24 protein-coding genes, 4 pseudogenes and 1 riboswitch are annotated in these 26,216 nt (G+C 70.0%); of the genes and pseudogenes, 7 read left to right on the plus strand and 21 right to left on the minus strand.

Annotated elements, in window-relative coordinates:
* Positions 1 to 157: 157 nt before the first annotated feature.
* From gudD to EV691_RS01580, 3 genes and pseudogenes are all read right to left on the minus strand, one after another.
* Positions 158 to 1,510, minus strand: coding sequence for a glucarate dehydratase (gene gudD, locus EV691_RS01570; protein WP_131297822.1), 1,353 nt, complete (start codon positions 1,508 to 1,510; stop codon positions 158 to 160).
* Positions 1,511 to 1,586: 76 nt separating this feature from the next.
* Positions 1,587 to 2,564, minus strand: a pseudogene (locus EV691_RS01575) (MFS transporter); the annotation flags it as partial.
* Positions 2,557 to 2,649, minus strand: a pseudogene (locus EV691_RS01580) (5-dehydro-4-deoxyglucarate dehydratase); the annotation flags it as partial. The pseudogenes EV691_RS01575 and EV691_RS01580, both read right to left, overlap by 8 nt.
* A gap of 411 nt (positions 2,650 to 3,060) precedes the next feature.
* On the opposite strand from EV691_RS01580, the gene EV691_RS01585 reads away from it, so the two are divergent.
* A complete protein-coding gene (locus EV691_RS01585) occupies positions 3,061 to 3,774 on the plus strand; it encodes a FadR/GntR family transcriptional regulator (RefSeq protein ID WP_131298179.1) in 714 nt (237 codons plus the stop codon).
* Between the two features lie 49 nt (positions 3,775 to 3,823).
* Here the strand turns inward: EV691_RS01585 and EV691_RS01590 are convergent, their stop codons facing one another.
* Both EV691_RS01590 and rnd read right to left on the minus strand, forming a co-directional pair.
* Entirely contained in the window at positions 3,824 to 4,126 is a 303-nt protein-coding gene (locus EV691_RS01590; RefSeq protein ID WP_131297821.1) for a YcgL domain-containing protein, read from the minus strand.
* Entirely contained in the window at positions 4,123 to 5,250 is a 1,128-nt protein-coding gene (gene rnd, locus EV691_RS01595; RefSeq protein WP_131297820.1) for a ribonuclease D, read from the minus strand. The genes EV691_RS01590 and rnd overlap by 4 nt, the downstream gene beginning before the upstream one ends.
* Positions 5,251 to 5,953: 703 nt before the next feature.
* On the opposite strand from rnd, the gene EV691_RS01600 reads away from it, so the two are divergent.
* The gene (locus EV691_RS01600) at positions 5,954 to 7,609 is read left to right on the plus strand and encodes a glycoside hydrolase family 32 protein (RefSeq protein ID WP_131297819.1); all 1,656 of its coding nucleotides are present in this window, start codon (positions 5,954 to 5,956) and stop codon (positions 7,607 to 7,609) included.
* A 325-nt stretch (positions 7,610 to 7,934) separates the two neighbouring features.
* Here EV691_RS01600 and EV691_RS01605 read toward each other — a convergent pair whose 3' ends face one another.
* The gene (locus EV691_RS01605) at positions 7,935 to 9,524 is read right to left on the minus strand and encodes a glycoside hydrolase family 68 protein (RefSeq protein WP_207390164.1); all 1,590 of its coding nucleotides are present in this window, start codon (positions 9,522 to 9,524) and stop codon (positions 7,935 to 7,937) included.
* 124 nt (positions 9,525 to 9,648) lie between these two features.
* Here EV691_RS01605 and EV691_RS23695 point away from each other — a divergent pair.
* Positions 9,649 to 9,777: pseudogene (locus tag EV691_RS23695) on the plus strand (IS5/IS1182 family transposase); the annotation flags it as partial.
* A gap of 13 nt (positions 9,778 to 9,790) precedes the next feature.
* Here EV691_RS23695 and EV691_RS23700 read toward each other — a convergent pair.
* Positions 9,791 to 9,952 (minus strand): annotated as a pseudogene (locus EV691_RS23700) (adenosylcobinamide-GDP ribazoletransferase); the annotation flags it as partial.
* An 81-nt stretch (positions 9,953 to 10,033) separates the two neighbouring features.
* Here EV691_RS23700 and EV691_RS01615 point away from each other — a divergent pair.
* From EV691_RS01615 to EV691_RS01625, 3 genes are all read left to right on the plus strand, one after another.
* Complete coding sequence (locus tag EV691_RS01615) at positions 10,034 to 10,888, plus strand: sulfurtransferase (protein ID WP_131297818.1); 855 nt, start codon at positions 10,034 to 10,036, stop codon at positions 10,886 to 10,888.
* A gap of 230 nt (positions 10,889 to 11,118) precedes the next feature.
* The gene (locus tag EV691_RS01620; RefSeq protein ID WP_131297817.1) at positions 11,119 to 11,598 is read left to right on the plus strand and encodes a hypothetical protein; all 480 of its coding nucleotides are present in this window, start codon (positions 11,119 to 11,121) and stop codon (positions 11,596 to 11,598) included.
* Between the two features lie 83 nt (positions 11,599 to 11,681).
* Positions 11,682 to 12,017: a four-helix bundle copper-binding protein gene (locus EV691_RS01625; RefSeq protein ID WP_131297816.1), complete on the plus strand. Its 336-nt coding sequence runs from the start codon at positions 11,682 to 11,684 to the stop codon at positions 12,015 to 12,017.
* Between the two features lie 12 nt (positions 12,018 to 12,029).
* Here the strand turns inward: EV691_RS01625 and EV691_RS01630 are convergent, their stop codons facing one another.
* The 13 genes from EV691_RS01630 to EV691_RS01690 form a co-directional block, all read right to left on the minus strand.
* Positions 12,030 to 12,761 carry an adenosylcobinamide-GDP ribazoletransferase gene (locus EV691_RS01630; RefSeq protein ID WP_131297815.1) on the minus strand — a complete coding sequence of 244 codons (732 nt, stop codon included), beginning with the start codon at positions 12,759 to 12,761 and terminating at the stop codon, positions 12,030 to 12,032.
* A gap of 2 nt (positions 12,762 to 12,763) precedes the next feature.
* Complete coding sequence (cobC, locus tag EV691_RS01635) at positions 12,764 to 13,333, minus strand: alpha-ribazole phosphatase family protein (protein ID WP_131297814.1); 570 nt, start codon at positions 13,331 to 13,333, stop codon at positions 12,764 to 12,766.
* Entirely contained in the window at positions 13,330 to 14,388 is a 1,059-nt protein-coding gene (cobT, locus tag EV691_RS01640) for a nicotinate-nucleotide--dimethylbenzimidazole phosphoribosyltransferase (RefSeq protein ID WP_131297813.1), read from the minus strand. The genes cobC and cobT overlap by 4 nt, the downstream gene beginning before the upstream one ends.
* On the minus strand, positions 14,385 to 14,906 hold the full coding sequence (gene cobU / locus EV691_RS01645) for a bifunctional adenosylcobinamide kinase/adenosylcobinamide-phosphate guanylyltransferase (RefSeq protein WP_131297812.1): 522 nt from the start codon (positions 14,904 to 14,906) through the stop codon (positions 14,385 to 14,387). The genes cobT and cobU overlap by 4 nt, the downstream gene beginning before the upstream one ends.
* Before the next feature lie 115 nt (positions 14,907 to 15,021).
* Entirely contained in the window at positions 15,022 to 16,473 is a 1,452-nt protein-coding gene (locus tag EV691_RS01650) for a cobyric acid synthase (protein WP_131297811.1), read from the minus strand.
* Positions 16,461 to 17,537 (minus strand): threonine-phosphate decarboxylase CobD, encoded by a 1,077-nt coding sequence (gene cobD, locus EV691_RS01655; protein ID WP_131297810.1) that lies wholly within the window; start codon positions 17,535 to 17,537, stop codon positions 16,461 to 16,463. The genes EV691_RS01650 and cobD overlap by 13 nt, the downstream gene beginning before the upstream one ends.
* On the minus strand, positions 17,530 to 18,438 hold the full coding sequence (cbiB, locus tag EV691_RS01660) for an adenosylcobinamide-phosphate synthase CbiB (RefSeq protein ID WP_131297809.1): 909 nt from the start codon (positions 18,436 to 18,438) through the stop codon (positions 17,530 to 17,532). The genes cobD and cbiB overlap by 8 nt, the downstream gene beginning before the upstream one ends.
* Positions 18,435 to 19,085, minus strand: coding sequence for a 5,6-dimethylbenzimidazole synthase (bluB, locus tag EV691_RS01665; RefSeq protein ID WP_090898729.1), 651 nt, complete (start codon positions 19,083 to 19,085; stop codon positions 18,435 to 18,437). The genes cbiB and bluB overlap by 4 nt, the downstream gene beginning before the upstream one ends.
* Positions 19,086 to 19,112: 27 nt before the next feature.
* A complete protein-coding gene (locus EV691_RS01670) occupies positions 19,113 to 20,405 on the minus strand; it encodes a cobyrinic acid a,c-diamide synthase CobB (RefSeq protein ID WP_131297808.1) in 1,293 nt (430 codons plus the stop codon).
* A 145-nt stretch (positions 20,406 to 20,550) separates the two neighbouring features.
* Positions 20,551 to 21,162: a cob(I)yrinic acid a,c-diamide adenosyltransferase gene (gene cobO, locus EV691_RS01675; protein ID WP_039803421.1), complete on the minus strand. Its 612-nt coding sequence runs from the start codon at positions 21,160 to 21,162 to the stop codon at positions 20,551 to 20,553.
* On the minus strand, positions 21,159 to 21,743 hold the full coding sequence (locus tag EV691_RS01680; protein WP_131297807.1) for a hypothetical protein: 585 nt from the start codon (positions 21,741 to 21,743) through the stop codon (positions 21,159 to 21,161). Before EV691_RS01680 ends, cobO begins: the two co-directional genes overlap by 4 nt.
* 47 nt (positions 21,744 to 21,790) lie before the next feature.
* On the minus strand, positions 21,791 to 23,644 hold the full coding sequence (gene btuB, locus EV691_RS01685) for a TonB-dependent vitamin B12 receptor (protein ID WP_131297806.1): 1,854 nt from the start codon (positions 23,642 to 23,644) through the stop codon (positions 21,791 to 21,793).
* 95 nt (positions 23,645 to 23,739) lie between these two features.
* Positions 23,740 to 23,971, minus strand: a riboswitch (cobalamin riboswitch).
* A gap of 79 nt (positions 23,972 to 24,050) precedes the next feature.
* Positions 24,051 to 24,785, minus strand: coding sequence for an SIR2 family NAD-dependent protein deacylase (locus tag EV691_RS01690; RefSeq protein ID WP_131297805.1), 735 nt, complete (start codon positions 24,783 to 24,785; stop codon positions 24,051 to 24,053).
* A 104-nt stretch (positions 24,786 to 24,889) separates the two neighbouring features.
* On the opposite strand from EV691_RS01690, the gene EV691_RS01695 reads away from it, so the two are divergent.
* A complete protein-coding gene (locus EV691_RS01695; protein ID WP_131297804.1) occupies positions 24,890 to 25,597 on the plus strand; it encodes a glutamine amidotransferase in 708 nt (235 codons plus the stop codon).
* 11 nt (positions 25,598 to 25,608) lie between these two features.
* Here EV691_RS01695 and EV691_RS01700 read toward each other — a convergent pair whose 3' ends face one another.
* Positions 25,609 to 26,121, minus strand: a complete 513-nt coding sequence (locus tag EV691_RS01700; RefSeq protein ID WP_131297803.1) for a C40 family peptidase — start codon at positions 26,119 to 26,121, stop codon at positions 25,609 to 25,611.
* Between the last annotated feature and the right edge of the window lie 95 nt (positions 26,122 to 26,216).

Genomic DNA, 26,216 nt, shown 5'->3' on the forward strand with positions numbered 1-26,216 from the left:
ACTACCGCCACCTGTGCCGAAAAGGGCGGGCAGTCTAGCCACTGGCGAAGCTCCGGCCAAGAGCGGCGCGGCAAGCGGTCGGAGCCCGCAGGGCGGCCGCCGCTGCGCGCGCGGCGACCGCCCTCCCCGGGGTCGGAGGATGCCGCACCTCGGCCGGTCAGCGGACCAGACAGGGCTTCTTGTTATCGAAGCGCCAGCCGGGGATCAGGTACTGCATGGCGACGGAGTCGTCGCGGGCGCCGAGGCCCATGCCCTTGTACAGCTCGTGGGCCTTGTTCAACTGGTCCAGATCGATTTCCACGCCGAGGCCCGGCTTCTGCGGCACCCTGACCTTGCCGCCGACGATCTGCAGCGGCTCCCTGGTCAGGCGCTGGCCGTCCTGCCAGATCCAGTGGGTGTCGATGGCGGTGATCTTGCCCGGCGCCGCGGCGGCGACGTGGGTGAACATGGCCAGCGAGATGTCGAAGTGGTTGTTCGAGTGCGAGCCCCAGGTCAGGCCCCACTCGTGGCACAGCTGCGCCACCCGCACCGAGCCCTGCATGGTCCAGAAGTGCGGGTCGGCCAGCGGGATGTCCACCGACTGCAGCTGGATGGCGTGACCCATCTGCCGCCAGTCGGTGGCGATCATGTTGGTCGCGGTGGGCAGGCCGGTGGCGCGGCGGAACTCGGCCATCACCTCGCGCCCGGAGTAGCCGTCCTCGGCGCCGCAGGGGTCCTCGGCGTAGGCCAGCACGCCGTGCAGGTCGCGGCACAGGCGGATGGCTTCCTTGAGCAGCCAGCCGCCGTTGGGGTCAAGGGTGATTCGCGCCTCGGGGAAGCGCTCGGCCAGCGCGGTGACCGCCTCGATCTCCTCCTCGCCGCGCAGCACGCCGCCCTTGAGCTTGAAGTCCTGGAAGCCGTACCGCGCCTGCGCCGCCTCGGCCAGGCGGACCACCGCCTCGGGGGTCAGGGCCCTCTCGTGGCGGACGCGGAACCAGTCGTCGGCGGCCTCGGGCTCGCTGCGGTAGGGCAGGTCGGTCCGCTGGCGGTCGCCGACGTAGAACAGGTAGCCGAGCATCTCCACCTCGTCACGCTGCTGACCTTCGCCGAGCAGGGCGGCCACCGGCACCTCGAGGAACTGGCCGAGCAGGTCGAGCAGCGCCGCCTCCAGGGCGGTCACCGCGTGGATGGCGATGCGCAGGTCGAAGGTCTGCAGGCCGCGGCCGCCGGCGTCGCGCCCGGCGAAGGCCTGGCGCACCTGGTTGAGGAGCTTCTGGTAGTTGCCGATCGGCTGGCCGATCAGCAGGCTGCGGGCGTCCTCCAGGGTCTGGCGGATGCCTTCGCCGCCGGGAACTTCGCCGACCCCGGTGTGGCCGGCGCTGTCCTGGAGGAGGACGATGTTGCGGGTGAAGTAGGGGCCGTGGGCGCCGCTCAGGTTGAGCAGCATGGAGTCGTGGCCGGCCACCGGGATGACCTGCAGGCTGGTGATGACGGGGGCCTTGCCGGTTGCCTGGGAAAGCGGAGTGCTCATGGTGGATTCCTTATGGGCTGCGGGATGTGGCACTCCGTCCCGCGCCAATGGCGACGGCGCGGGACGGCGTTCGGTTTCAGGAGTGGGACTGGCTCAGCCTGGGGCTGGACAGGCCAGATTCATCGCTGGAAGCGGGCCGGGTGCGGGCGAAGAACACCACGATGGCCGCCAGCACCGAGGTCGCGGCCAGGGCGTAGAGGCCGCCCTGGATCGAGCCGGTGTGCTGTTCGAGCAGGCCGAAGGTGGTCGGCGCGACGAAGCCGCCGAGGTTGCCCACCGAGTTGATCAGGGCGATCACCCCGGCGGCGATCAGCAGCGCCGCGGCGACCCAGGCCTGCTGGAATTTCCAGCGGGCGGCCAGCCGGGCGAAGGCGTACATGCCGATGATCGAGATCAGCCAGGGAATCGAGTTGAAGAATCCCACCTCGACGCTGCTCAGCTCGCTCATCCGCTTGATGATGCTGGGCAGCCAGAAGGTGGCGGCGTAGATGGTCAGCTGGATGCAGAAGTAGATCACGCAGAACAGGACGATCTGCTGGTCCTTGAACAGCGCCCAGAGCGACGGCTTGACGCTGGTCGCCGCCTCGCGGGCACGCTGTTCCTCGTCGATGGCCGCGACCAGGGCGTCCTGCTCGGCAGGCTCCAGCCACTTGGCATCGTGCGGCCTGGAGTCCAGCCAGAACCAGACGAAACCGCAGAGCAGCACCGAAGCCATGCCTTCGATGAAGAACATCCACTGCCAGCCGAGCCCTTCGATCTGCAGCAGGGCGCCGGACAGCGGGCCGGAGATCAGCGAGGCGATCGCCGAGCCGCTGAGGAAGATGGCGATGGCCTTGCCGCGTTCGGCGGCGGGCAGCCAGCGGGTGAAGTAGTAGATCACCCCGGGGAAGAAGCCCGCTTCGGCGATGCCCAGCAGAAAGCGCAGGACGTAGAAGTGGGTTTCGTTCTGGATGAAGGCCATCGCCGTGGCGACCAGGCCCCAGGTCAGCATGATGCGGGTCAGCCAGGCACGGGCGCCGACCCTCTGCAGGAGCAGGTTGGAGGGCACTTCGAATGAAGTTGCCGGCGGCATCGAAGTCGGTGACCGGGAAGGACAGCAGGCCGGAGGAGAGGATGGACTTCAATTCTTGAGGGGTCATGGCGGATTGTCCTGCGCTGAGGGTTCTTGTTGGTTTACACGGCAAGCCAGGCACTCATATTGATAGACATCATACAAGTACTTGCAAAAATACCGCAAGTCGTCCAACAGGCTTTTCGTTAGGCGCACCGAGCGCGACCGCGCAGACCAAAGCCGCACAATCCGTGCAAAAACCCATAGAAAGCAGCATTTCAACACGCATAAATCAACGAACAAGCGCCCCGCCGACGCCCATTCCAGATACAGATCAAGGACAGCAAATACGCATACATATGTATGTTGTCATACAAGAATGGCGTCTGGACTGCCGGCAGCACGCGTTCTGGCGTACCCTCGGCGCAGCACTTGCCGGTTCGGCCCGGCGAAATCAGGCTTCTTGCAGATGGAAAACGCTCATTTGGACAGTACGAACATGCAGGGCACCTTCCCTGCCGCACCGCGCAAACGCTCGCGTAGCCTTGCCCACGACCTGGTCACGGAACTCACCCAGCGCATCCTGCTGGGGAAGCTCGGACCGGGCGACAAGCTGCCCTCGGAGAGCGAGATCGTCCGCGAGCAGGGGGTCAGCCGCACGGTCGTGCGCGAGGCCATCTCGAAGCTGCAGGCCTCGGGGCTGGTCGAGACCCGCCATGGCATCGGCACCTTCGTGCTGGAGCGCAAGCCGCAGACGCCGCTGGGCCTGAACGTCGAAACGGCGCTGAGCATGCGCGACATCCTGGAGCTGCGCCTCGGACTGGAGAGCCAGGCGGTCGCCCTGGCCGCCCGGCGGCGCACGGAAGAACAGCTGGCGGCGATGCGCCAGGCGCTGGACGACTATCAGGACGCGCTGGCCGGCGCCCGCAGCTGCGTGGAGGCGGACCGGCGCTTCCACCTGCTGATCGCCGAAGCCACCGGCAACCCCTATTTCGGCGAGATCATGCGCCACCTGGGCGAGGCCCTGATTCCGCGCAACCGGATCGACTCCAGCGCGCAGGGCGACAAAAATCTGGCCCGCCACGGCTACCTGGCCAACCTGGAGCACGAAGCCATCCTGAAGGCCATCCAGCGGCAGGATCCGGATGCGGCACGGGCCGCCATGTGGACCCACCTGAGCAACAGCCGCGAGCGCTTCGCGCCGGACGAGTGACGGCGAAGCGCGGTCGCCTGGCGAAGCCGATCCGCCAGGCCCGCCCGGTTCAGAGCGGGTCGTTCATCCGCAGCAGCTCGTCCGGCAGGTGCTCGATGTAGTTGTCCTCCTCCTCCTCCGGTGGCGGCATCTGCAGGTGGTAGCCCTGCTTTCCGAGATTTTCCAGCACCTTGTGGATGTCCTCGCGGGCCAGCGTGCGCTCCGGCGAGAGCACCAGGTCGAAGGCGTGCTGCGGCGTGCCGAAGGCCGCCAGCAGGGCTTCGGGCACCCGCGCCAGGGCGTCCTTCCTCTCCACGTAGAGATACATCTCCCGGCGCCGCGGACTCTTGTAGATGGAGCAGATGCGTTTCATGGTCGTTCTCCGCCGAGACAGTCGAGCAGGGCCTGACCCATCCGCTCGCGGCGCCAGCCGCGCAGCGTATCGGGCAGCCGGTAGGGGCCGTTGGGGAAGCCGCTTTTCAGCAGGGCTTCGAGAATCTTCTTGCGCAGCACCAGCTCCGGCGCGACCTGCAGGCGCGCGGCCTCGGCCTGGCCGACCGCCCGCAGCTTCTTGAGCAGTGCCGAGGCCTCCATCGGCAGGGGCTCGGGCAGGGGCTCGGGCCAGCTCTCCGGCGGCGTCGAGCCGCTTTCGCGGATCAGCCGGAGCAGGGCCTCGCCGTCCTGGCGCACCGTGCGCGGGTGCATGTCCTCGATGCGCCCGAGACCGGCCAGATCGGTCGGCTGGAAGCGCGCCAGCGGCCACAGGCTGTTCTCGCGCAGGATGCGGTTGCGCGGCTGGTCGCGCCGGCGCGCCTCGCGCTCGCGCCAGGCGTACAGCTCGCGCAACACAGCGAGCTGCTGGCGGCCCAGTTTCCAGGCCAGCCGGCCCTCGCGGTAGAGCTCCTCGGGCGCCACCTCGCGGCGCAGGTTGGCGACCAGCTCGGCGCCGTCCTCGAGAGTCCAGGCGCGCTTGTCCTCCGACAACCGCGCGGAGAGCGCGACGTAGAGCTCTGCCAGGTGCACGGCATCCTCGGCAGCGTAGCGGATCTGCAGCTCGCTCAGCGGGCGCTGCAGCCAGTCGGAGCGGGTCTCGCCCTTGGGCAGCTCGATGCCCAGTACCGTGTGCACCAGCCGGGAGTAGCCCATGGAAAAGCCGAGGTTCAGGTAGGCGGCGGCCAGCTGGGTGTCGAACAGCGGCTGCGGCAGGCTGCCGGTCAGGCGCAGCAGCACCTCCAGGTCCTCGCTGCAGGCGTGCAGCACCTTGACCACCGCCGGGTCCGCCAGCAGCTCGGCCAGCGGCCGCCAGTCGCCGATGGTCAGCGGGTCGATCAGATAGGCGCTGCGGCCGTCGCCGACCTGCACCAGGCCGGTCTGCGGATAGAAGGTGTCGACCCGCACGAATTCGGTATCGAGGGCGACGAAGGGCAACTGCCGCCAGCGCGCGCAGTGGCTGGCGAGGCTGGCATCGTCGCGGATCCAGTGAATGTCGATGGCCACGAAGGCTCCTTGTTGAGGCCGCGGCAGCAACGCCGCGCCGGGGCGGTCCCGACGCCGGACACGGCTGGCACGGCAGCATCCGTACTGCGAAATGCGGCACAGGGCCGCCGGAGGGCATGCAGTATATCCAGCGCCCCCTGCCCCGGCCAAACGGCTTGGTACTGTCACGTTGTTCTCGGTCGGCCACACACCAACAACGTGACAGTACCTCCTCCAGAGGACCGACTTGACCCGCGTTCGGGGTGGGCCCATACTGTTGTTAACGTTAACTCTAGCAACGGCTTCTCCCTCCGAACCCGTTCCAGGCCATCCATCGAACGTGTCGGAAAGTGGCCCCTTCATGTGAATAAAGTGCTCCTTTTTTCATATGCATGGGGTGCGAAGACCCCCGCTGTTTCCACGGCGGCGCACGGATTCAATTTCAGGCGACGGGTGTCTCGAAGCGCCCGCCTCCCCCCGCGAGAACCCGCGGAATTCCGAGGATCCGCATCAGCGCGCAGGTGGTCGCGCGCTCAGCGGAATCCGTTCCACCGAGAGCGGAGCCTCTCATTTTGCAAATCGATTTGGAGTTGACCAGCGCGGCCGAGGATTCCTCGAGTGGCGCATCCGCTCCTCAAGTTCTGCTGCGAAAACGCATCGAGGGTTTCGATGAACGCCTCGACGACAAGCCCTGATCGGTGCTCGACACCCAACAAGGAGAATCATGAACCGCAATCCCACCTCGAAGCACGCATCGGTCTGCGCGCTCGCCGCGCTGCTCGTCGCCGCGTTCGTGGCGGTGCTCGTGCTCGCGCCCGGTCCGGCGACCCCGTCAGGCCCCGAGCCGTCGAGCCCGCCGCCGGCCAAGTCCTCCGAATTCTCGCGGCCGGCCGACTGGTCGCCCCACCGGCCCGCGGTGCACCTCACCCCCGCCAAGCACTGGATGAACGATCCCCAGCGCCCGATCCTGATCGACGGCGTCTGGCACTACTACTACCTCTACAACGCCGACTACCCCAAGGGGAACGGCACCGAGTGGTACCACGCGACCTCGACCGACCTCGTGCACTGGCAGGATCACGGCGTCGCGATCGACAAGTACAAGAACGGCCTCGGCGACATCGAGACCGGCAGCGCCGTGATCGACACCGAGAACACTGCGGGCTTCGGCGCCGGCGCGGTGATCGCCGTCATGACCCAGCAGCACGAGGGCGTGCAACGGCAGTCGCTCTTCGTCTCGACCGACGGCGGCTACCGCTTCAAGGCGTACGACGGCAACCCCGTCATGGACAACCCGGGCGCCGAGCACTGGCGTGACCCGAAGATCATCTGGGACGACGCCCGCGACGAGTGGCTCATGGCGCTCGCCGAGGGCGACAAGATCGGCTTCTACACTTCGCCCGACCTGAAGCGCTGGACGTACCGATCGGGCTTCGAGCGCGACGACCTCGGCATCCTCGAGTGCCCCGACCTGTTCCGCATGTCGGTCGACGGTGACCCGGCGAACACGCGATGGGTGCTCGCGGCAGGCGCGAACGGTGCCAGCAAGGGCATGACCACGGGAACCGTGTACTGGACCGGCGACTGGGACGGCGAGCGCTTCACCGCGGATCGCGACGAACCGCGATGGCTCGACTCGGGCGCCGACTTCTACGCCACCGTGACGTGGGACGACCCGCGACAGGACGACGCCGAACGCCTCGCCTCCCGCTACGCCATCGGCTGGCTCAACAACTGGGCCTACGCCACCAAGCTGCCGACCGACGACTGGCATGGCGGCGCCGACTCGATCGTGCGACGCATCGAGCTGCGATCGGTCGATGGCGAGCCGCTGCTCGTCTCGCAGCCCGTCGACGCGCTCGACGAGCTCGCGGGCGACGCCGAGGTGCGTTCCAGGGTACGAGTGACGGCAGTCTCGGGGACGACGCTCCCCCAGCCGGAATCCGATGCCTACCGACTCCGGGTCGAGCTCGACGCGGCCTCGGGCGCCAACGAGGTGCGCTTCCGCGTCAAGGAGGGCGGCGGGCACTTCACGACCGTCGGGTACGACTTCGTGCACGGCGTCGCCTTCGTCGCGCGCGACGCGGATGCTGCGGCCGACCGGATGCCCGAGATCTACCGCGAGGTTCGTACGGCCCCGGCGCCGGCGCGCGACGGCACCGTCACCCTTGACGTCATCGTCGATGCGGCCTCGGTCGAGGTCTTCGTGAACGACGGCGAGGCCGTGCTCTCGAATCTCGCGTTCGGGGCCCCCGGCGCGAACGGGCTCTCGGTCAGGTCGCTCGGCGGCGACACCGAACTGCGCTCCTTCCGACTCACGCCGCTCGCGATTGCGCCGATTGAGCGGCATTATGGAGCAGGCACCCCAAGGCGACGGTGACTCACCTGGTGAGCCAGTGGCGCCCGCAGACTGAGCGCATGACGAATCCTCATGAGCCGGTGCCACGTCGCTCCATTTCCTGCTGAAGGCCGAAGCCCGGACGATGGCGCTGGTGCAGGTGCTGGCGTTGTCCGAAGACGAGGCAGTGAGTGGCGCTGTTCAAGCGGCACTGTCACGTTGTTGATGGGTGGCCGACCGAGAACGTAGTGCGAGGATGAACAGGTTGGCGACCTGAGCGTGGATCGAAGCGAAAGTCCAGGCACACACAGCGAAGCGCCCGGCTGGAAATCCAGCCGGGCGCCTCTTCGCCTCTTCGTGAGATCCGTTACTTCTTCAGCGGCTGACTCTGGCCGCCCGGATTCACATTGAGGTTCGCCGGGATGTCGGCCCAGCCGCCCAGCCCGTCGCCGTAGGCGCCGTAGGAGTAGTCGACCGCCGACGATGCCCCTTCGATGTCGATCTTCACAGTCGGTGCGAGGGTGCCGCCGCGCCGGAAGTTGCCCTCGGTGCCGATCGTGTCGATGAACGACTGCACCAGGCCGCCCGGCATTACGTAGTGCGAGTACGACTGGAAGTGGCCGAAGGGCTGGTTGTAGTCGGGAGCGAACGGGAACCCACCGTTGAAGTTGAGGTTCGTCGGGTTGCCGAGCACCAGCCCGGATCCCTGGTTCATCGGCTGGTAATCGCTGCGGATCCCGTTGCCCACGAAGCCGTACACGCCCTCGGGGCCATCAAGGCCGGCCGCGTAGGTGCCACGGTGGCTGATGGTGAAGAGGTAGTACTTGCCGTCCTTCATGTAGATCTGCGGCCGTTCGGTCTGGTCGGTCACGCAGTTCGCCGAGAGGATCGGCGGCAGGAACTCCCACTCGGTGAGGTCGGCGTTCTTCGCCTTCGCCAGACCGATGTTGCCGATCTGGTAGGTCGCACCCGACGCGTTCACCTGCTCGACGGTCTCGGCGTAGGGGTCGCCTTCCTGGTAGCCGAGGTCCTCCGCGTTGCACGTGGCAGACTCTCGCGGCATGGCCGAGTTGCCCTCGAAGACCATGAAGGTCTCGCCCGGGTGGGCCGGGTCCTCGAAGGTGAACGGGTCGCGGAAGTTGAAGTACGGGTTCTGCTCACCGGTCTGGTAGTAGGTACCGTCGGCCGACAGGAGCGGAATGACCTTGTCGAAGCCGGTGAACTTCACGCCCTCCTTGTTGGCGTGCACCTTGCCGACGCTGAGCGCGATCTTCGGGTCGTACGGCTTGATGTCCTTGCCCGCGGCGTCACGATAGAACGCGACATCCGTGAAGAACAGCTTGATCTCGCCGCCCGGGAAGATGCGCGCCGAGCCCGACCACTGCGTCTGGTGGCTGTACGACTGGTCCTCGAAGATCTGGCCGGTGACGCCCTCGTCGAAGACGAGACCGCCGTAGGTCCAGCCGCCGTTCGCCGGCCGCAGGTTGGCGGGGATGCCGGCCGGGCGGTAGAAGTAGCCGATCTTCGCGAACACGTGGCGCTCGTCGAAGACGAGGTTCCGGTCGGCGACGAGGGAGAAGATGATCTCCTGCCCGTTGACGCTGTACTGGTTCGCGTTGGCGTCGGTCAGGGGCCAGGAATCCCACACCCAGACCTGCTCGTTCGACATGTCGGGGAAGTCCTGCGGGACGTTGGGCATGGTGTATTCCGCAGGCATCGAGCTCTGACGCGAGACGGCCCTCGGGTCCGACATCCGCTTGATCTGACGCGCGTCGGCACGCGTCCACTTCGCGGTGAAGGTGCTCTCGGGCGCGAATGCCTCCTGCGTGTGCACGGTGGGCTCGGGGCCGGGCTCCAGGTGGGGAGCCGCAACGGCTGCCGTGGCACTGCCGAACAGCGTCGCCGCAGCGATCCCGCTGAGGAGAGATCGCTGAATACGTTGGTCGATGAGTAACATGATGTTTCCTTCGTTTTAAAAGCGGGTGCGATGCTAACATACAGATTGTTAACGTTAAATGTAGATTGTTAACGTTAAAAAATGTCTGTTAAAAATCTCAGCGGGATACCCCGATACTACTGGGATGAGACATTGCCATCCCAGTGACATCAACCGTGACCAGTTCGAGCAGGTTCGCCCCCTGCTGGAAAGTGCACGCAAGAAGACCGCCCCACGGAAAGTGGATCTGTACGACGTGTTCTGCGCGGTGCTGTAACTGTTGCGTACAGGCCGTCCAGGTGCAGCGCCCCGCTCAGGCCGACCCAGACGGCGAGCAGCAGCGCCGGCGCATCGCCGAGCAGCCCATGCAGGGCGACCAGCAATATCCCGAGCAGCAGCCCGACCAGCGGATACCACGGCAGCGAGCGGCCCAGCTGCGCCGGCCCCGGCCAAACGGCTTGGCGTTTGCCGCGGCGGGCCGCAGACTCGCAGCCTCTGGAAATTCCTTCACCGAACGACAAGGAGCCCCCATGTCCCACGCCCAATTGCTCAGTCCTGCCCAGCTGGCGGAACGCCTCGACCAGCCGGAGCTGCGCATCCTCGACTGCCGCTTCGCCCTCGAGGACCCGGCCTATGGCGCGCGCAGCTACGCCGAGGAGCACATCCCCGGCGCCCGCTTCGCCGACCTCGAACGCGACCTCTCCGGCCCGGTGCAGAAAGGCGTGACCGGCCGCCATCCGCTGCCCGAGCCGGCCCTGCTGGTCGAGCGCCTGCGCGCCTGGGGCATCGACAACGCCAGCCCGGTGGTGCTCTACGACGACGGCCCCGGCGCCTTCGCCGCCCGTGCCTGGTGGCTGCTCGCCTGGCTCGGCAAGCGCGACGGCGTGTACCTCCTCGACGGCGGCCTGAACGCCTGGCGCGCCGCCGGCCTGCCGCTGAGCGCCGAGCAGCCCGCCCCGGCCGCCGGCACCTTCCAGGGCCAGCCCGACCCCGACCTGCTGGTGGAGGCGCAGCACCTGCTGGCGCGTCTCGGCGATGTGCGGCTGACCCTGCTCGACGCCCGCGCCCTGCCCCGTTTCCGCGGCGAGGTGGAACCCCTCGACCCGGTCGCCGGGCACATCCCCGGCGCCCGCTGCGCGCCCTTCACCGACAACCTCGGCGCCGACGGCCGCTTCCTGCCGGCCGGACAGCTGCGCGAGCGCTTCGCCGCCTTTCTCGGCGAGCGCCCCGTCGAGCAGCTGGTGGCCTATTGCGGCTCGGGCGTCACCGCCTGCCACAACCTGTTCGCCCTGAGCCTTGCCGGCTATCCGCTGGCACCGCTCTACGCCGGCTCCTGGAGCGAGTGGCTGACCGACCGCTCCAGGCCGGTCGCCACGGGGGATTGAGTCGCTTCGCCAGGCGTCTTTCGGCGGCCGGTCTAAGCACCGGCCGCTATATGGCGACGAAAGCGCCGATGGAAATAATTTAAAAACAGCGGTTTACAGCCTAAAGGTCGCACTAGACTTCAAGTTGAGCGGCCAGCAGAGCGCCACGAGACTCCGCACTCCCGCTTCCGGCGAGACGCTTCACTGGACGATGACACCCCGCCGGACACCTTTTCCTTGCGAGACGCACCATGGGCATTGCAGCCAGTGAACTGAGCAAGCATGTGATCCGGCCGACCCTGCTCTACCTAGGACGCTCCTCCAGCGCTGCCGAAGCCCTGCTGCTGGGCATCGCGGCCAGCCAGTCGGCGCTCGGCGCGGCCCTGCACCAGCATCACGGCCACGGCCTCTACGGCATCCGCGAGGCCAGCCACCTGCAGGTCTGGGACCACTACTTGGCGCTGAACCCGGACCTGGCCAGCCATGTCCGCGGCCTGGCCAGCCAGCACGCCTTCCTGACTGCGCCGCACCTGGAGCTGACGGTCAACCTGCGCTACGCCACCGCCATCGCCTGGCTGCTGGTGGAAGAGCAGCAGCTGCCGCTGCCCGGCGCCGACGACCTGCCGGGCCAGGCCCAGATCTGGTGTCAGGTGTTCCAGCCCGGCGGCCGGCCCGAGGAATTCCTCGACGCCTGGCAGCGCTGCATCGGCAGTGCCATCCAGGCCGCCTGAAGCAGCCCGGCTCCCGACAGGCACCGGCCCACTGTGCTTGAATCGATGATGCCGAGTACAGCCATCGTCCTGGGAGAAGCCTCATGACCATCGTGGATTACGCGACCGGCATCCGCGCCTGCAACGCCTGCGCGGTAGCCTGCGACGCCTGCACCGAAGCCTGCCGGCAGGCCACCGACCCGCAGCCCTTGCGCCAATGCATCGAGCTCTGCCACGACTGTGCCGATGTCTGCCGCCTGACCGCCCTGCTGATGGCGCGGGAAAGCGAGTGGGCAACCGCCCTGTGCGGCCTCTGCGCCCGCCTCTGCCTCGCCTGCGCCGAGGAATGCGCCCGGCATCCCCTGCCCCAGTGCCAGGAATGCGCCCAGACCTGCCAGCACTGCGCCGACGAATGCGAAGCGCTGGGCGAGGCGGCGTAGGCAGTTCGCCCCTCAGAGCGCCAGCCCCACTACCACCGCACACTCCACCAGCTCCAGCAGCGCCCCCGCGGTGTCGCCGGTGGTGCCGCCGAGGCGCGCCAGCAGGCACTGGCGCAGCCAGAGAAACAGCGCCGCCGCCAGCAGCAGCGCCAGCACGCCGGCGCCACCGAACAGCAGCGGACAGGCCGCCGCCACGCCCAGCAGCACCGCCCGTCCTGCTTTTCGCGGCAGGTGTTCGGCGAGAGCTTGGCCAAGGCCGCCGGGACGCACGTAAGGGGTGGAGAGAAACAGCGCCAGCAGCGCACCGCGCCCGATCAGCGGCGCCAGCAGCAGCGCCGCGACCGCGCCCTGCCCGAGCAGCGCCAGCAGCGCGGCGAACTTCAGCAGCAGCACGACGACCAGCACCACCACGGCGATCGGCCCGCTGCGCGGGTCCTTCATGATCGCCAGGGTGCGCTCGCGGTCGCCGAAGCCGCCGACCCAGGCATCGGCGCTGTCGGCCAGACCGTCCAGGTGCAGCGCCCCGCTCAGCCCGACCCAGGCGGCGAGCAGCAGCGCCGCGTGCAGCGGCGCCGGCGCATCGCCGAGCAGCCCATGCAGGGCGACCAGCAATATCCCGAGCAGCAGCCCGACCAGCGGATACCAGAGCAGCGAGCGGCCCAGTTGCGCCGGCTCCGGCATGCCGGGCAGGCGGATCGGCAGACGAGTGAGGAACTGCAGGGCGATCAGCAGGGGCAGCGGCATCTTCAAAGCTCCTGCCAATTCGAACCGTCCAGGCGCAGGCGGTGCAGCGCGCCGTGGGCCACCGTCACCTGCAGCAGCGCGCCGTGCGGCAGGCCGCGGGCACGCGCCAGCAGCAGGCGCATCACCCCGCCGTGGCTGACCAACAGCAGGCGGCGGCCGGCGCACTCCCGACGCAGCCGCTCGACGGCCTGCAGCACCCGCGTCTCGAAGGCCGCCAGCGGCTCGCCGTCCGGCGGAGTGAAGGCGTAGGGGTCGTTCCAGAAGCGGCCCAGCGCCTCGGCGTCGGTCTGCATCAGCGCGGCGGCGCTGCGTCCTTCCCAGGCGCCGAAGTGCAGTTCGCGCAGGTCCGCCTCCAGCTGCAGCGGCAGGTCGTGCGCGGCGGCCAGCTCGGCGGCGAAGTCGGCACAGCGGCGCAGCGGCGAGCTGACCACGAGATCCCAGGGCCCGGCCGCGGTCGTCGCCGCCTCCATCTGCGCCCGGCCCGCGGCGGTCAGCGCATCGTCCAGGCTGCCGCGAAAGCCACCGCCGCATTCGGTTTCGCCGTGGCGCAGCAGATCGAGATGCAGGGTCATCGGCCGGCGTCCGCCACCGCCGCCTCGGCGAAGGTGGCCATCTCGCCGTGCAGCCGGCAGGCCAGCTGCAGCAGCGGCACCGCCAGCGCCGCGCCGCTGCCCTCGCCCAGGCGCAGGCCGAGCTCCAGCAGCGGCTCGGCGGCCAGCGCCTCGAGCACCCGGCGGTGGCCCGGCTCGGCGCCGCAGTGGGCGAACAGCAGCCAGTCGCGGCAGCCGGGATTCAGGCGCACGGCGAGCAGCGCCGCCACGCTGCAGATGAAGCCGTCCACCAGCGCCGGCAGGCCCTCCTGGGCGCAGGCCAGGTAGGCGCCGGTCAGCGCGGCGATCTCGAAACCACCGAGGCGCAGGAGGATCTCCAGCGGCTCGCCGGCATGCGCGCCGTGCAGCACCAGGGCGCGCTCGACGACCGCGACCTTGCGCGCCACCCCGACGGCGTCCAGCCCGGTGCCCGGCCCGACCAGCGCCGTCGCCGGAAGGTCCAGCAGGGCGCAGGCCAGGGCGCTGGCGGAGCTGGTGTTGGCGATGCCCATCTCGCCGCCGATGTACAGCTGCGCGCCGGCCGCCCGGGCACGCCGCACGCTGTCGCGCCCGGCTTCGAGGGCGTCACGGCCCTGCTGCGCGCTCATCGCCGGCCCGCGGAGGAAATTCGCCGTACCGCGCCCCAGTTGCAGGCGGCGCACGCCGGCCGGTGGCGGCTCCAGCGGCTCGGCCGTGCCGAGGTCGAGCAGCTCCAGCTCGGCGCCCAGCTGGCGGGCCAGCACGCTGATCGCCGCGCCGCCGGCGGCGAAGTTGCGCAGCATCTGCCCGGTCACCGCCTGCGGATAGGGCGACACGCCCTCCTCCGCCACGCCGTGGTCGCCGGCGAAGATGGCGATCCACAGGCGCTCGACGGCGGGCCGCTCGCAGCCCTGCAGGGCGGCCAGGTGGATCGCCAGCTGTTCCAGACGGCCCAGCGAGCCGCGCGGCTTGGTCAGTTGCTGCTGACGGATGGCGGCCAGGGTGCGGGCGGCCTCGTCCAGCGGGCGGGCGGCGGCCTGCCACCAGTCGTGGTTCATACAGGATCTCCCTTGAGGGTCATGGGCAGGCCGGCGACACAGAACAGCACCCGGGCGCAGCGCTCGGCCAGCGCCTGGTGCAGCCAGCCGGCCTCGTCCACGTAGCGCCGGCTCAGCTCGCCCAGCGGCACCACGCCAAGACCGGTCTCGTTACCGACCAGGATGATCCGCCCGGGCAATTGCGGCAGGCACTCCAGCAGCGCCTCGCGCTCCTGCGCCAGGCGCGCCGGATCGTCGGCCAGCAGCAGGTTGGTCAGCCACAGGGTCAGGCAGTCGACCAGCAGGCAGCGCTCCGCCCCGGCCTGCTCGCGCAGCACCCGGGCCAGCGCCATGGGCTCCTCGACCAGCGCCCAGCCGGCCGGCCGCCGCTGACGGTGATGCTCAATGCGCGCGGCCATCTCGCCGTCCAGCGCCTGGGCGGTGGCGACGTAGGTCACCGCCAGTCCGGACTCCGCGGCCAGGCGCTCGGCCAGGCGGCTCTTGCCGGAGCGGGCGCCGCCGAGGATCAGTTCATGCATCGTGATGCCTCTCGATTCGTTGTAGGGCGGGTGCAACCCGCCGGGTTCGGTGAGGCCTTTGCCATGTCTGGCGGGTTGCACCCGCCCTACCGGCTGATCGCCAGCAAGCTGGCGCCTACAAGCCACAGAGTTCGCGCAGCCGCGCCGTGTCCAGATGCGCCTCGACCAGATCGGCCAGGCGCTCGATGTCGCGCTCGCGCAGGGCGTGGTAGTCATGGGTGACGACCTCGCCCAGGCCGGCCCAGCGCAGCAGTGCGCTGCAGGCGGCGGGCGACTCGAACAGGCCGTGCAGGTAGGTGCCGAGCACCTGCCCGTCCGCGCTCAGCGCGCCGTCGCTGCGCCCGTCGTCGAGCCGCACCGCCGGCCGCTCGAGCCCCGCGCCGCGACTGATCCCGGCGTGGATCTCGTAGCCCGCGACCGCTGCGCCCTCCAGCGCCAGATGGCCGCGCACGTTGCGCAGCTGCTTCTCCTCTTCCAGCACGGTGTCCAGATCCAGCAGGCCGAGGCCCCGGCTTTCCCCCGGCGCACCCTCCAGGCCCAGCGGGTCGGCGATGCTGTTGCCGAGCATCTGCAGCCCACCGCAGATGCCGAGCAGCTTGCCGCCGTAGCGCAGATGGCGGCGGATCGACTCTTCCCAGCCCTGCGCGCGCAGGAAGGCCAGATCGCTGCGCACGCTCTTCGAGCCTGGCAGCACGATCAGGTCGGCCGGCGGGATGCGCTGGCCGGGGCCGACGAAGCTCAGCTCCACCTGCGGATGCAGGCGCAGCGGGTCGAAGTCGGTGTGGTTGCTGATCCGCCGCAGCACCGGCACCGCCACTTTCAGGCGCTCGCCCTCCTTGGCCACCTGGCGATCGTCGATGGCGTCCTCGGCCTCCAGATGCAGGTCGTGCAGGTAGGGCAGGACGCCCAGCACCGGCTTGCCGGTGTGCGCCTGAAGCCAATCGAGGCCCGGCTTGAGCAGGGCCAGGTCGCCGCGGAAGCGGTTGATCACGAAGCCCTGCACCCGCGCCTGCTCGCTTTCGGAGAGCAGCGCCAGGGTGCCGACCAGATGGGCGAACACCCCGCCCCGGTCGATGTCGGCGATCAGGATCACCGGGCAGTCGACCGCCTCGGCGAAACCCATGTTGGCGATGTCGTTGGCGCGCAGGTTGATCTCCGCCGGCGAACCGGCACCCTCGACCATCACCACCCGGTACTGCTCGCTCAGACGCCGGTGGGAGACCAGCACCGCCTGGCGGGCCACGCGCTTGTAGTCGTGGTAGGCGGCGGCGTCCATGCTGGTGACGGCGCGGCCGTGGATGATCACCTGGGCGCCGGTGTCGCTGCTCGGCTTGAGCAGCACCGGGTTCATGTCGGTGTGCGGCGCCAGGCCCGCGGCCTGGGCCTGCACCGCCTGGGCGCGGCCGATCTCGCCGCCGTCAGAGGTGACGGCGCTGTTCAGCGCCATGTTCTGCGGCTTGAACGGCGCCACCGCCACGCCCTGGCGCGCCAGCCAGCGGCACAGCGCGGTCACCAGGGTGCTCTTGCCGGCATCGGAGGTGGTGCCCTGCACCATCAGAGTGGCCATGAAGACTCCTTGCATGTAGGAGCAGATTCATCTGCGATCATCTTCACCCGGTCGCGAATGAATTCGCTCCTACCGGGACGCACCGGATCGGCCAGCGCCCGGGCCAGCCGCTGCCAGCCGGCCTCGTCCGCCGGCAGGCCGAAGCGCAGGCTGGCGGGCGTCTCGAACAGGCGCACGAGGATGCCGCGACGGGCGAGAAAGTCGTGTAGCTGCACGGCTTCGGGCGTGCGGACCCACTGGAACAGCGCGGTGCCGCCGTCCGGCGTCAGCCCGTGCGCATCCAGCATCTCGGCCAGCCGCTGCCCTGCCGCCTGCAGCTGGCCGGCGCGTCGTTCACGCGCCACGCCACTGGCCGGCCCCAGCGCTTGCCGGCCCAGCGCTCGCGCCGGGCCGCTGACCGTCCAGGGTCCGAGGCGCTCGTGCAGCCGCGCCAGCAGCGCCGCCTCGGCCAGCACGAAGCCCAGGCGGACGCCGGCCAGGCCGAAGAACTTGCCGAACGAGCGCAGCACGACCAGCCCCGGCCGCTGGCTATGGACCGCCAGGCTGTATTCGGGCGTGCAGTCCATGAAGGCCTCGTCGACCAGCAGGCAGCCGCCGCGCCGGGCCAGCCGCGCCTGCCAGTCGAGCAGCCGGGACGGCTCGAAGCGCTCGCCGGTGGGGTTGTTGGGGTTGGCCAGCACCAGAACGTCGAGTTCGTCGAGACGCGCCTCGATCTCCCCGCCAGCCAGAGGGATCAGCCGATGGCCGGCCCGTTGCCAGGCCAGGGCGTGCTCGGCGTAGCTCGGCGCCAGCACGCCGACCCGCGCCGGTGCGAATAGCTGGGGCAGCGCCTGGATCGCCGCCTGGCTGCCGGCCACCGGCAAGGCGTGGACGGCGCCGTAGCAGGCGCAGGCGGCCTCGGCCAGGCCGTCGTCCTCTTCCGGCAGGAGCGCCCAGGCGTCGAGCGGGATGGGCGGCACGGGCCAGGGCTCGGGGGCGATGCCGGTGGACAGGTCGAGCCAGTCGCTCAGAGGAATCCCGTAGCGCTGCGCCGCGGCGCGCAGGCGGCCGCCGTGCTCAAGCATGCAGCCAGTCTCCGAGCAGGACGAGCGCCAGCCAGAGCAGCACGCCATGCTGGAGCAGGCGCCAAGCCGCGGCGATGGTCCCGGCATCGGCCGGGCCGCCGGCGCCGAGGGTCGGGCGCTCGTGCCGCGCGCCGTGGTAGACCGCCGCGCCGCCCAGCTCGACGCCCAGCGCGCCGGCGCCGGCGGCCATCACCGGGCCGGCGTTGGGGCTGTCCCACAGCGGCGCCTGATGGCGCCAGCAGGCCAGGGCGAGGCGCGTCTTGCCGAGCAGCGCGTAGGTCAGCGCGGCGAGGCGCGCCGGGACATAGTTGAGGGCATCGTCGATCCGCGCCGCGGCCCAGCCGAAGCGCTCGAAGCGCGGCGTGCGGTAGCCCCACATGGCGTCCAGGGTGTTGGCCAGCCGGTGCAGCACCACCCCCGGCGCGCCGGCCACGGCGAACCAGAACAGCGCGGCGAACACCGCGTCGCTGCCGTTCTCCAGCAGCGACTCGCTGGCGGCGCGGGCCACGCCGCCGGCATCCAGCGCCGAGGTGTCGCGGCTGACCAGCCGGCCCACGCCACGGCGCGCCGCCTCCAGATCGCCGCGCTGCAGCGCCTCCAGTACCGGCCGGGCGTGTTCGCCCAGGCTGCGCAGACCGAGCGCGGCGTAGAGGGCAAAGATCGCCAGCAGCTCGCCGACCAGCGGCAGTTGCGCCAGCAGGCCGGCAAGCAGGGTCGGGGGCAGCACCGCCAGGGCCCAGGCGAGCAGGCCGTCGAGGCGGCGGCCGCGCTCCGCCGCGTTGAAGCGGCTCTCCAGCCAGTCGGCCAGTCGACCGAAGCCGACCAGCGGATGGCAGCGCCGCGGCTCGCCGAAGACCGCATCCAGCGCCACGCCGGCGAGCAGGCTCAATCCCAGGCTCATGGACGCACGCCCCAGCGGTTCTCGAAGAGCATCTCGGCCAGCGGCCTCTCCTCGGCCCAGCCCTGCTCCACCAGCATCGGCCGCGGATAGAAGCCCTCCACCGGGCCGAGGCAGAGCAGCGCCACCGGCTCGGCGCCAGGCGGCAGGCCGAGCAGCTCGCCGAGCGCCCGCGGCTCGAACAGCGACACCCAGCCCATGCCCAGGCCTTCGGCACGGGCCGCCAGCCAGAGGTTCTGGATGGCGCAGGACAGCGAAGCCAGATCCATCTGCGGCAGGGTGCGGCGGCCGAAGACGTGCGCCTCGCGGCCGTCCATCAAGGCGCCGACCAGCAGCTCGGCACAGTCGCCGATGCCCTCGACCTTGAGGCGCATGAACTCGTCGGCGCGCTCGCCGAGGGCCTCGGCGGTGCGCACCCGCTCGGCTTCCACCAGATCCTTGATGCGCTGGCGCAAATCGGCGTCACTGATGCGGATAAAGCGCCAAGGCTGCATCAGGCCGACGCTGGGCGCTTGGTGCGCGGCGTTGAGCAGGCGCGCCAGCAGCTCCGGCGCCACGCTGCCGCCACTGAAATGGCGCATGTCGCGGCGTTCGGCGATGGCGCGGTAGACCGCGGCGCGCTCGGCGTCGCTGAAGGCGTGGGGGTTCATCGCAATTCCCGTGGGTTCACCCGCGCCTCAGGGCCGCAGCAGCGCGGCCGCCGCCTGCGGCGCCGAGGGCAGGTAGAAATGGATGTAGCTGGCGGTCAGCCGCCCGCGGCGGTAGACCGCCTCGGCGGTGCGCCGGTAGTTGGGGCATTCGCCGTGGGCGACGGGCGTCAGCGCGCAGGCCAGGGTGGAATGGTGGTAGCTGTGCCCGCGCAGGCGCGCGCCGTCCAGCTCGACCTCCTGCAGCGCCAGGGCGGCCAGCTTCGGCTGCATCCAGGCCTCGCCGGGCAGCAGGCCGAGCATCGCCGCGCGCCGGCCGTCGAGGTCGGTCAGCGCGTCGAGCAGGTAGAGCATGCCGCCGCACTCGGCGAGGATCGGCCTGCCGGCCTCATGGTGGGCTCGGATCGCCGCGCGCAGCGGCGCATTGCCGGCCAGCCGGTCCAGGTGCAGTTCGGGATAGCCGCCCGGCAGATAGAGACTGTCGACCGCCGGCAGCGCGGCATCGTCCAGCGGCGAGAAGAACGCCAGCTCGGCGCCGAGCCGCTCGAGCAGCTCCAGGTTGGCCTGGTAGAGGAAGGCGAAGGCGGCGTCGCGCGCCACGCCGATGCGTACCCCGGCCAGCAGCGGCCCGGGCACCGCCTGTGCGGGCGCGGCGAAGGCCACCGGCGGCGGTAGGTCGGTGCCGGCGCTGGCGGCCAGGGCCGCGGCGGCGGCGTCCAGGCGGGCGTCGAGATCGGCCAGCTCCGCGGCCTGGACCAGCCCCAGGTGGCGGCTCGGCAGCTCGATCTCGGCGCTGCGCGGCAGCGCGCCGTACCAGGGCAAGTGCGCCGGCAGGCTGTCACGGAGGATCTCGCCGTGACGGGTGCTGCCGACCCGGTTGGCCAGCACCCCGGCGAACGGCAGGTCGGTCTGGAAAGTGGCCAGGCCATGGGCGACGGCGGCGAAGGTCTGCGCCATGGCCGCGGAGTCGATCACCGCCAGCACCGGCACGCCGAAGCGCCGCGCCAGGTCGGCGGCGGACGGCGCGCCGTCGAACAGGCCCATCACCCCCTCGATGAGGATCAGGTCGGCCTCCCCGGCCGCCTCCCAGAGCAGGCGCCGCGAGTCGGCCTCGCCGACCATCCACAGGTCGAGCTGGTGCACCGGCGCGCCGCAGGCGCGGGCGAGGATCATCGGGTCGAGAAAATCGGGGCCGCACTTGAACACCCGCACGCGCCGGCCCCGGTTGACGTGATGGCGGGCCAGGGCGGCGGTGACGGTGGTCTTGCCCTGGCCGGAGGCCGGGGCGGCGATCAGCAGGGCCGGGCAGTGGCGCTCGTTCATTGGAGCCTCCCGACGCCCGGGACCACGAACGAATCCGCGCCTGCATGGCATAGGGCGGGTGAAACCCGCCGGGTTCGATGGGATCTTCGCCATGCCTGGCGGGTTTCACCCGCCCTACGCGAGCCGTATGCATCCACTCGCCGCATCAGAACTCGATCCCCTTCTGCGCCTTCACCCCGGCCTGGAAGGCGTGCTTGACCAGGGTCATCTCGGTCACGGTGTCGGCCGCCTCGATCAGTCCGGGCGGCGCGCCGCGGCCGGTCACCACCACATGCTGGTGCAGTGGCCGCGCCTGGATGTCGGCGAGCAGCGGCTCCAGCTCCAGGTAGCCGTACTTCAGGGCGATGTTCAGCTCGTCGAGCAGCACCAGGTCGATCGACGGATCGTCGAGCAGCTCGCGGGCCACCACCCAGGCCTCGCAGGCCTTGTCGATGTCGCGCTGGCGGTCCTGGGTCTCCCAGGTGAAGCCCTCGCCCATCACGTGGTAACGCACCTGCTCGGGAAAGCGCCGGAAGAAGGCCTCCTCGCCGGTGCTGGCGGCACCCTTGATGAACTGCACCACGCCGACCCGCAGGCCATGGCCGAGCGCGCGGGCGACCATGCCGAAGGCCGCGCTGCTCTTGCCCTTGCCGTTTCCGGTGTGCACCAGCAAGAGGCCGTGCTCGTCGGTGGCCTGGGCGATCTTCCCGTCGACCACCGCCTTCTTGCGCTGCATGCGCGCCTTGTGGCGCGCGTCCCGTTCCGGCGACTCGCTCATCCGCGGGCTTCCTGCGCCCGCTGGGCCTTGAGGCGGGCGGCGAAGCCGGCGTAGAGCGCCGCGGCGAGGCCCACGTAGAGCGCCAGGTTGGCCAGGTTGCGCGGATAGTGGACGAGCACGCGCTGCACGAACTCGGCGAACGCCGGCTCCGGGTAGCGGCCGGAGAAGAAGTAGAAGCCACCCCCGGAGAACAGGTAGCCGACGAAGGCGCTGCAGATCACCGCCAGGCAGAGCACGGCCAGGCTGTCCAGCCGGTCCAGACTATCGCGCTGCAGCACGGCGAAGATCCGTCCGCCCAGCCACAGCGAGCCGTAGGCCGGAACCAGCAGCCAGTAGGCCGGCGACAGGCACCAGTCGCTCACGCCCATCCAGCCGGTGGCGACGAAATCGAGCAGCGTGGCTTCGAGGAACAGCGCCGGGAACACCCAGCGCGGGCGCAGCAGGGCGCCGGCGAGGAAGAACACCGCCCAGGAGGCGCTCGGCAGGTTGAGGGTGGCGAAGTGCTGACCGCGGGTCATGGCCATCAGCAGGGCCAGCGCCACACCGACGACCAGCTGGCTGCGGGGGGACAGGTTGAGCATGCTGCGTTCTCCTTGTGGATGGTTCCGGCCCGCCGGCCGGAGGCGCCTCACAGCGCCTGGTAACGGACGGTGAAATACACCGCCTGCCCCGGCTGGTTGTAGCCCAGGGCGGTTTCGTAATCGGCGTTCAGCAGGTTGGCGACGCGCGCCTGCAGACGCCATTCGGGGGTGATGCGGTATTCGCCGCGCAGGTCCACGGTGGCGTAGCCGGACAGTTCGTTGTCGTTGGCCACGTCGTCGTAGCGCCGGCCTTCGGCGTGCAGCGTGGCACCGACGGCGAAATCGCCGAGGCGCCGGTCCAGCTCCAGGTTGAACATCTGCGAGGCGCGACGCGGCAGCTCGTTGCCATCATTGTCGCCCGAACCGCTGTTCTCCGGCTCCAGCAGACTGTAGTTGGCGCTCCAGTCCCAGCCGAAGGTGCGGCTGCCGACCACCAGCTCGAGGCCGCGGATGCGCGCCTCGTCGATGTTCGCCGGCCCTTCGATGGAAGAATCGTAGACGATCAGATCGTCCACCTTGGTACGGTAGGCGTTCAGCGACCAGTGCCCCCAGTCGTGCGTGCCGGCCAGGCCGACCTCGACGCTGTGGGAGGTTTCCTCCTCGAGGTCGGGAATGCCGTAGAAGGGGTAGTACAGCTCGTTGAAGGTCGGCGCCTTGAAGGCGCTGCCGTAGCTGACGGTGGCGCGCAGGGCGTCGGTCAGGGCGTAGCCGTAGGCGATGTTGCCGGTCTCGTGCTGGCCGAACTGCTCGTTGTTGTCGCGGCGCAGGGAAATCTGCCAGTCGTGGCGGCCGTATTCGCCGAGGTACTGGATGAAACCACCGTTGTTCTCGCGGGAGTCCTCGTCGTAGTCGGTGCTGCCGTTGACCTCCTCGCGCTGGTAGTCGACGCCCAGGGTGAGGACGTGGCCTTCGGCCAGGGTCAGGTCGTTCTGCCAGCTGGCGCTGTCGCGGCGGCTGTCGAAGCGCGAATAGAAGCTGCCGTCCTGATAGGTGTCGGACTTGTCCTCGTTGCGCCCGGCCTGCAGGGTGACCTGCCAGAAGGCCAGCGGGCTGAAGCGGGCGCGGCCGCTGACCACGTTCTGCTCGCCGTCGGCGTTGGCGGAGAAACCGGCGGTGCTGCGGCGGTTCACCTGGTCGTAGTCGTTGTGCGACTTGGCGCGCAGGAAGGTGCCCTCCAGTTCCAGGCCGTTGTCGAAGCGCCAGCCGGCACGCAGCGCGGCCGAGTGGTTGCGGTAGCCGTCGGCGTCGTTCTCGTAGCCGCTGGTCCCGGGGCTCTTCACGTTGATGCCGTCGGTGTCCTCGCTGCTCAGGGCCAGGCTGTACCAGCCGTGGGCGTTGCCGCCGGAAACCCCGGCGCTGCCGGTGTAGGCGTCGTGGGTGCCGTAGCCGGCGGAGAAGAACGGCTTGGGCGCGCCGTCGCCGCCCTTGCGGGTGAAGATCTGGATCACCCCGCCGATGGCCTCCGAGCCGTACAGGCTGGAGCGCGGCCCTCGGACCACCTCGATGCGCTCGATCATCTCCACCGGCAGATCCTGCCAGGCGGCGGTGCCGGTGGTCACCGAGCCGACGCGCACGCCGTCGATCAGCACCAGCACATGGTCGGACTCGGTGCCGCGCAGGTAGACGGAGGTGGACTTGCCGTGGCCGCCGTTGTTGGCGATGGACACTCCCGGCACCTGCCTGAGCAGCTCGGGCACCGACTGCGCCTGGCTGCGCTCGATGTCGTCGCGCTCGATCAGGCTCACCGCAGCGAGGCTGTCGCGCAGGGTCTGGGCACTGCGTGCGGCGGTCACCACCGTGGCGTCGAGGCTCAGGGGCTCGTCGGCCGCCTGGGCCGGGGAAAGGGAAAAAAGGCCGAGCAGCGCGGACGCCGCCGGCCCGAAACAGGGCTTGCGAATCAAGATCGGTTCTCCGCCGCGCCACCCGCACGGCCTGAAATCAGCGAAAGCGGGCGGGAAAGCGCTCAGGCAAAACCTGCCTGCAGCCTTCTCCGCGCCGCCAGAAATCGCGACAGGCCGGTCTCCGGGCTCACGAGCGAAGCGCCATGCGGCGGCTTCCGAAACCACGCCTTCCCGTGCCCATGCGGGACACAGTGGCCTTACGGCGGTTTCGCGACTCGTCTACCGTTGCGGGGGCAGCGCCGGCCTTGTGTCGCGGATCATCGCGGCACGCACCGGCTTCCCTGTTTCACCCTTCGTGCGAAGGGCACCTGAAGCGAGGCGCGCAGGGTAGTGGAAACGCCGGCCGGGCACAATGAGACGGATCGTCCGGCATCATGAGATCCGCTCATGTTGCGATAGCCGACGCTCAGTCCTCCAGCGCAGCCAGCAACTGCGGCAGGATGCTGCCGGCCGGGCCGTGCAGGCAGAGGTCGGCATGCCGGCTGAGCGGCGTCGGCTGCGGATTGATCTCGACCACGAAAGCGCCGCGGCGCTTGGCCGAAAACGGCAGCTCGGCGGCCGGATAGACCAGGCTGGAAGTGCCGACGCTGAAGAACAGCCCGGCCCGCAGGCCGGCCTCGCTGGCCCGGCTCAGCACCTCGCCCGGCAGGTTCTCGCCGAACCAGACCACCGCCGGACGCAGCAGGCCGCCGCAAGCACAGTGCGGCAGGCTGTCGAGCGTCGCCGGCCAGTCGCCGCCGTCGGCCTCGCAGCGAAAGCACTTCAGCCGGTGGAGGTTGCCGTGCAGCTCCAGCGGCGCCGGGCTGCCGGCGCGCTGGTGCAGGCCGTCGACGTTCTGGGTGATCAGCGTGACCCCGGGCAGCCGCCGCTCCAGCTCGGCGATGGCCAGGTGCGCCGGGTTCGGTTCGGCGGCCAGACACTTCTCGCGGCGCCAGGCATACCACTCCCAGACGGTGCGCGGATCGGCGCGAAAGCCCTCCGGGCTGGCCAGCTCTTCCGGGCGGTAGCGCGCCCAGAGCCCGGTCTGGGCGTCGCGGAAGGTCGGGATGCCGCTCTCGGCAGACACCCCGGCGCCGGTGAAGAACACCACGCGGACGGCATCGCGCAGGCGGCGGGCGAGATCAGGAAGGGCGTCGTGCATGCTGGAACTCCTCGATGGTCGTTGGCGGCCCGCCGATCTCGACAACCGGCCAGCCCTTCGCATAGGTTGCCTTCTTACACCCACAACATGGAGCCGGTACAGGCATGAAAACCGCCATCGCCATCCGCCACGTCGCCTTCGAGGATCTCGGCGTCTTCGCCCCCGTGCTGCAAGAACTGGGTTACCAGATCCGCTATGCCGATCCCGGCGTCACGGACCCGACCGAGCTGGCCGCGCTGGACGTGGAGGCGGCCGACCTTCTGGTGGTCCTCGGCGCGCCCATCGGCGCCTACGATGAAGCCACCTATCCCTTCCTGCTAGCGGAGCTGGAGCTGATCGGCAGGCGGCTGCGCAGCGGCAAGCCGCTGCTCGGCATCTGTCTGGGCGCCCAACTGATCGCCCGCGTCCTGGGGGCGAAGGTCGCGCCGATGGGCGTCAAGGAAATCGGCTTCGGCGCTCTCCAGCTGACCACGGAAGGCGCCGCCGGCTGTCTCGGCGCACTGGGCGACGGCGGCACCGTGCTGCACTGGCATGGCGACATGTTCCAGCTGCCGCCGGGCGCTACCCTCCTCGCCCGCACCGAGATCTGCCCGAACCAGGCGTTCATGCTCGGCAATGCCGTGCTGGGCCTGCAGTTCCACCTCGAAGCCGATCCCGCGCGGATCGAGCAGTGGCTGATCGGCCATGCCGCGGAGCTGTCCGCCAGCGGGATCGATCCGGTGACGATCCGCCGGCAGGCGAAGGACGTGGGGGAAGAGCTGCGCCAGCGCGGACAGCAGGTGCTGCGCGACTGGCTCGCTGGACTGGCCTGACGGCCCGTCCGTCAGGGCTGACGCGCCACCGGCATGCCGCGCAGCACGCGCCGGGCGCCCAGGTAGCGCCCCTGCCAGTAGCCGTCGGCCAGGCGATCCAGACGCACCGTGCCACCGCTGGAGGGCGCGTGCACGAAACGCCCCTCGCCCACATAGATGCCGGCATGGCTGACCCGGCCGCTGCCGTCGGTGGCGAAGAACACCAGGTCGCCGCTGCGCAGGGCCCCGGGACGCACGCCGGGCGCGCGCATGGCGAGCATCTCGCGGGTCGAGCGCGGCAGGTGCAGGCCCGCCGCCTCGCGGTAGACATAGCTGATCAGCCCGCTGCAGTCGAAACCGGAACCCGGGGTGTTGCCGCCCCAGCGATAGGGCGTGCCGACCAGCCCAAGCGCGCGGACCAGCACGTCCTCCGCCGCCGGTGGGGGACCTGCATCGGGCAGCGCATCGGGCGTGGGAGAGCGGGCGGAGCAGGCCGCGAGCAACGCGGCGAGAAGGGCCAGGGCAAGGCGGGCCTGAATGGGCATGGGCGACAGTCCGATTGTCGAATCGCCCTACTCTGCCGACAGGCGGCAGCCCGCGCAAGCCACCGCCTGGCCATTCCCCCGACGCCAATGAAAAG

This window comes from Azotobacter chroococcum (assembly GCF_004339665.1).
In the GTDB taxonomy this organism is placed as follows: domain Bacteria; phylum Pseudomonadota; class Gammaproteobacteria; order Pseudomonadales; family Pseudomonadaceae; genus Azotobacter; species Azotobacter chroococcum.

Coding starts and splice junctions, on each gene's coding strand:
- gudD (WP_131297822.1), bottom strand. CDS start 1,510: ATGAGCACTCCGCTTTCCCAGGCAACCGGCAAGGCCCCCGTCATCACC.
- EV691_RS01585 (WP_131298179.1), top strand. CDS start 3,061: ATGCAGGGCACCTTCCCTGCCGCACCGCGCAAACGCTCGCGTAGCCTT.
- EV691_RS01590 (WP_131297821.1), bottom strand. CDS start 4,126: ATGAAACGCATCTGCTCCATCTACAAGAGTCCGCGGCGCCGGGAGATG.
- EV691_RS01600 (WP_131297819.1), top strand. CDS start 5,954: ATGAACCGCAATCCCACCTCGAAGCACGCATCGGTCTGCGCGCTCGCC.
- EV691_RS01605 (WP_207390164.1), bottom strand. CDS start 9,524: ATGTTACTCATCGACCAACGTATTCAGCGATCTCTCCTCAGCGGGATC.
- EV691_RS01615 (WP_131297818.1), top strand. CDS start 10,034: ATGTCCCACGCCCAATTGCTCAGTCCTGCCCAGCTGGCGGAACGCCTC.
- EV691_RS01620 (WP_131297817.1), top strand. CDS start 11,119: ATGGGCATTGCAGCCAGTGAACTGAGCAAGCATGTGATCCGGCCGACC.
- EV691_RS01625 (WP_131297816.1), top strand. CDS start 11,682: ATGACCATCGTGGATTACGCGACCGGCATCCGCGCCTGCAACGCCTGC.
- EV691_RS01630 (WP_131297815.1), bottom strand. CDS start 12,761: ATGCCGCTGCCCCTGCTGATCGCCCTGCAGTTCCTCACTCGTCTGCCG.
- cobC (WP_131297814.1), bottom strand. CDS start 13,333: ATGACCCTGCATCTCGATCTGCTGCGCCACGGCGAAACCGAATGCGGC.
- cobT (WP_131297813.1), bottom strand. CDS start 14,388: ATGAACCACGACTGGTGGCAGGCCGCCGCCCGCCCGCTGGACGAGGCC.
- cobU (WP_131297812.1), bottom strand. CDS start 14,906: ATGCATGAACTGATCCTCGGCGGCGCCCGCTCCGGCAAGAGCCGCCTG.
- EV691_RS01650 (WP_131297811.1), bottom strand. CDS start 16,473: ATGGCCACTCTGATGGTGCAGGGCACCACCTCCGATGCCGGCAAGAGC.
- cobD (WP_131297810.1), bottom strand. CDS start 17,537: ATGCTTGAGCACGGCGGCCGCCTGCGCGCCGCGGCGCAGCGCTACGGG.
- cbiB (WP_131297809.1), bottom strand. CDS start 18,438: ATGAGCCTGGGATTGAGCCTGCTCGCCGGCGTGGCGCTGGATGCGGTC.
- bluB (WP_090898729.1), bottom strand. CDS start 19,085: ATGAACCCCCACGCCTTCAGCGACGCCGAGCGCGCCGCGGTCTACCGC.
- EV691_RS01670 (WP_131297808.1), bottom strand. CDS start 20,405: ATGAACGAGCGCCACTGCCCGGCCCTGCTGATCGCCGCCCCGGCCTCC.
- cobO (WP_039803421.1), bottom strand. CDS start 21,162: ATGAGCGAGTCGCCGGAACGGGACGCGCGCCACAAGGCGCGCATGCAG.
- EV691_RS01680 (WP_131297807.1), bottom strand. CDS start 21,743: ATGCTCAACCTGTCCCCCCGCAGCCAGCTGGTCGTCGGTGTGGCGCTG.
- EV691_RS01690 (WP_131297805.1), bottom strand. CDS start 24,785: ATGCACGACGCCCTTCCTGATCTCGCCCGCCGCCTGCGCGATGCCGTC.
- EV691_RS01695 (WP_131297804.1), top strand. CDS start 24,890: ATGAAAACCGCCATCGCCATCCGCCACGTCGCCTTCGAGGATCTCGGC.
- EV691_RS01700 (WP_131297803.1), bottom strand. CDS start 26,121: ATGCCCATTCAGGCCCGCCTTGCCCTGGCCCTTCTCGCCGCGTTGCTC.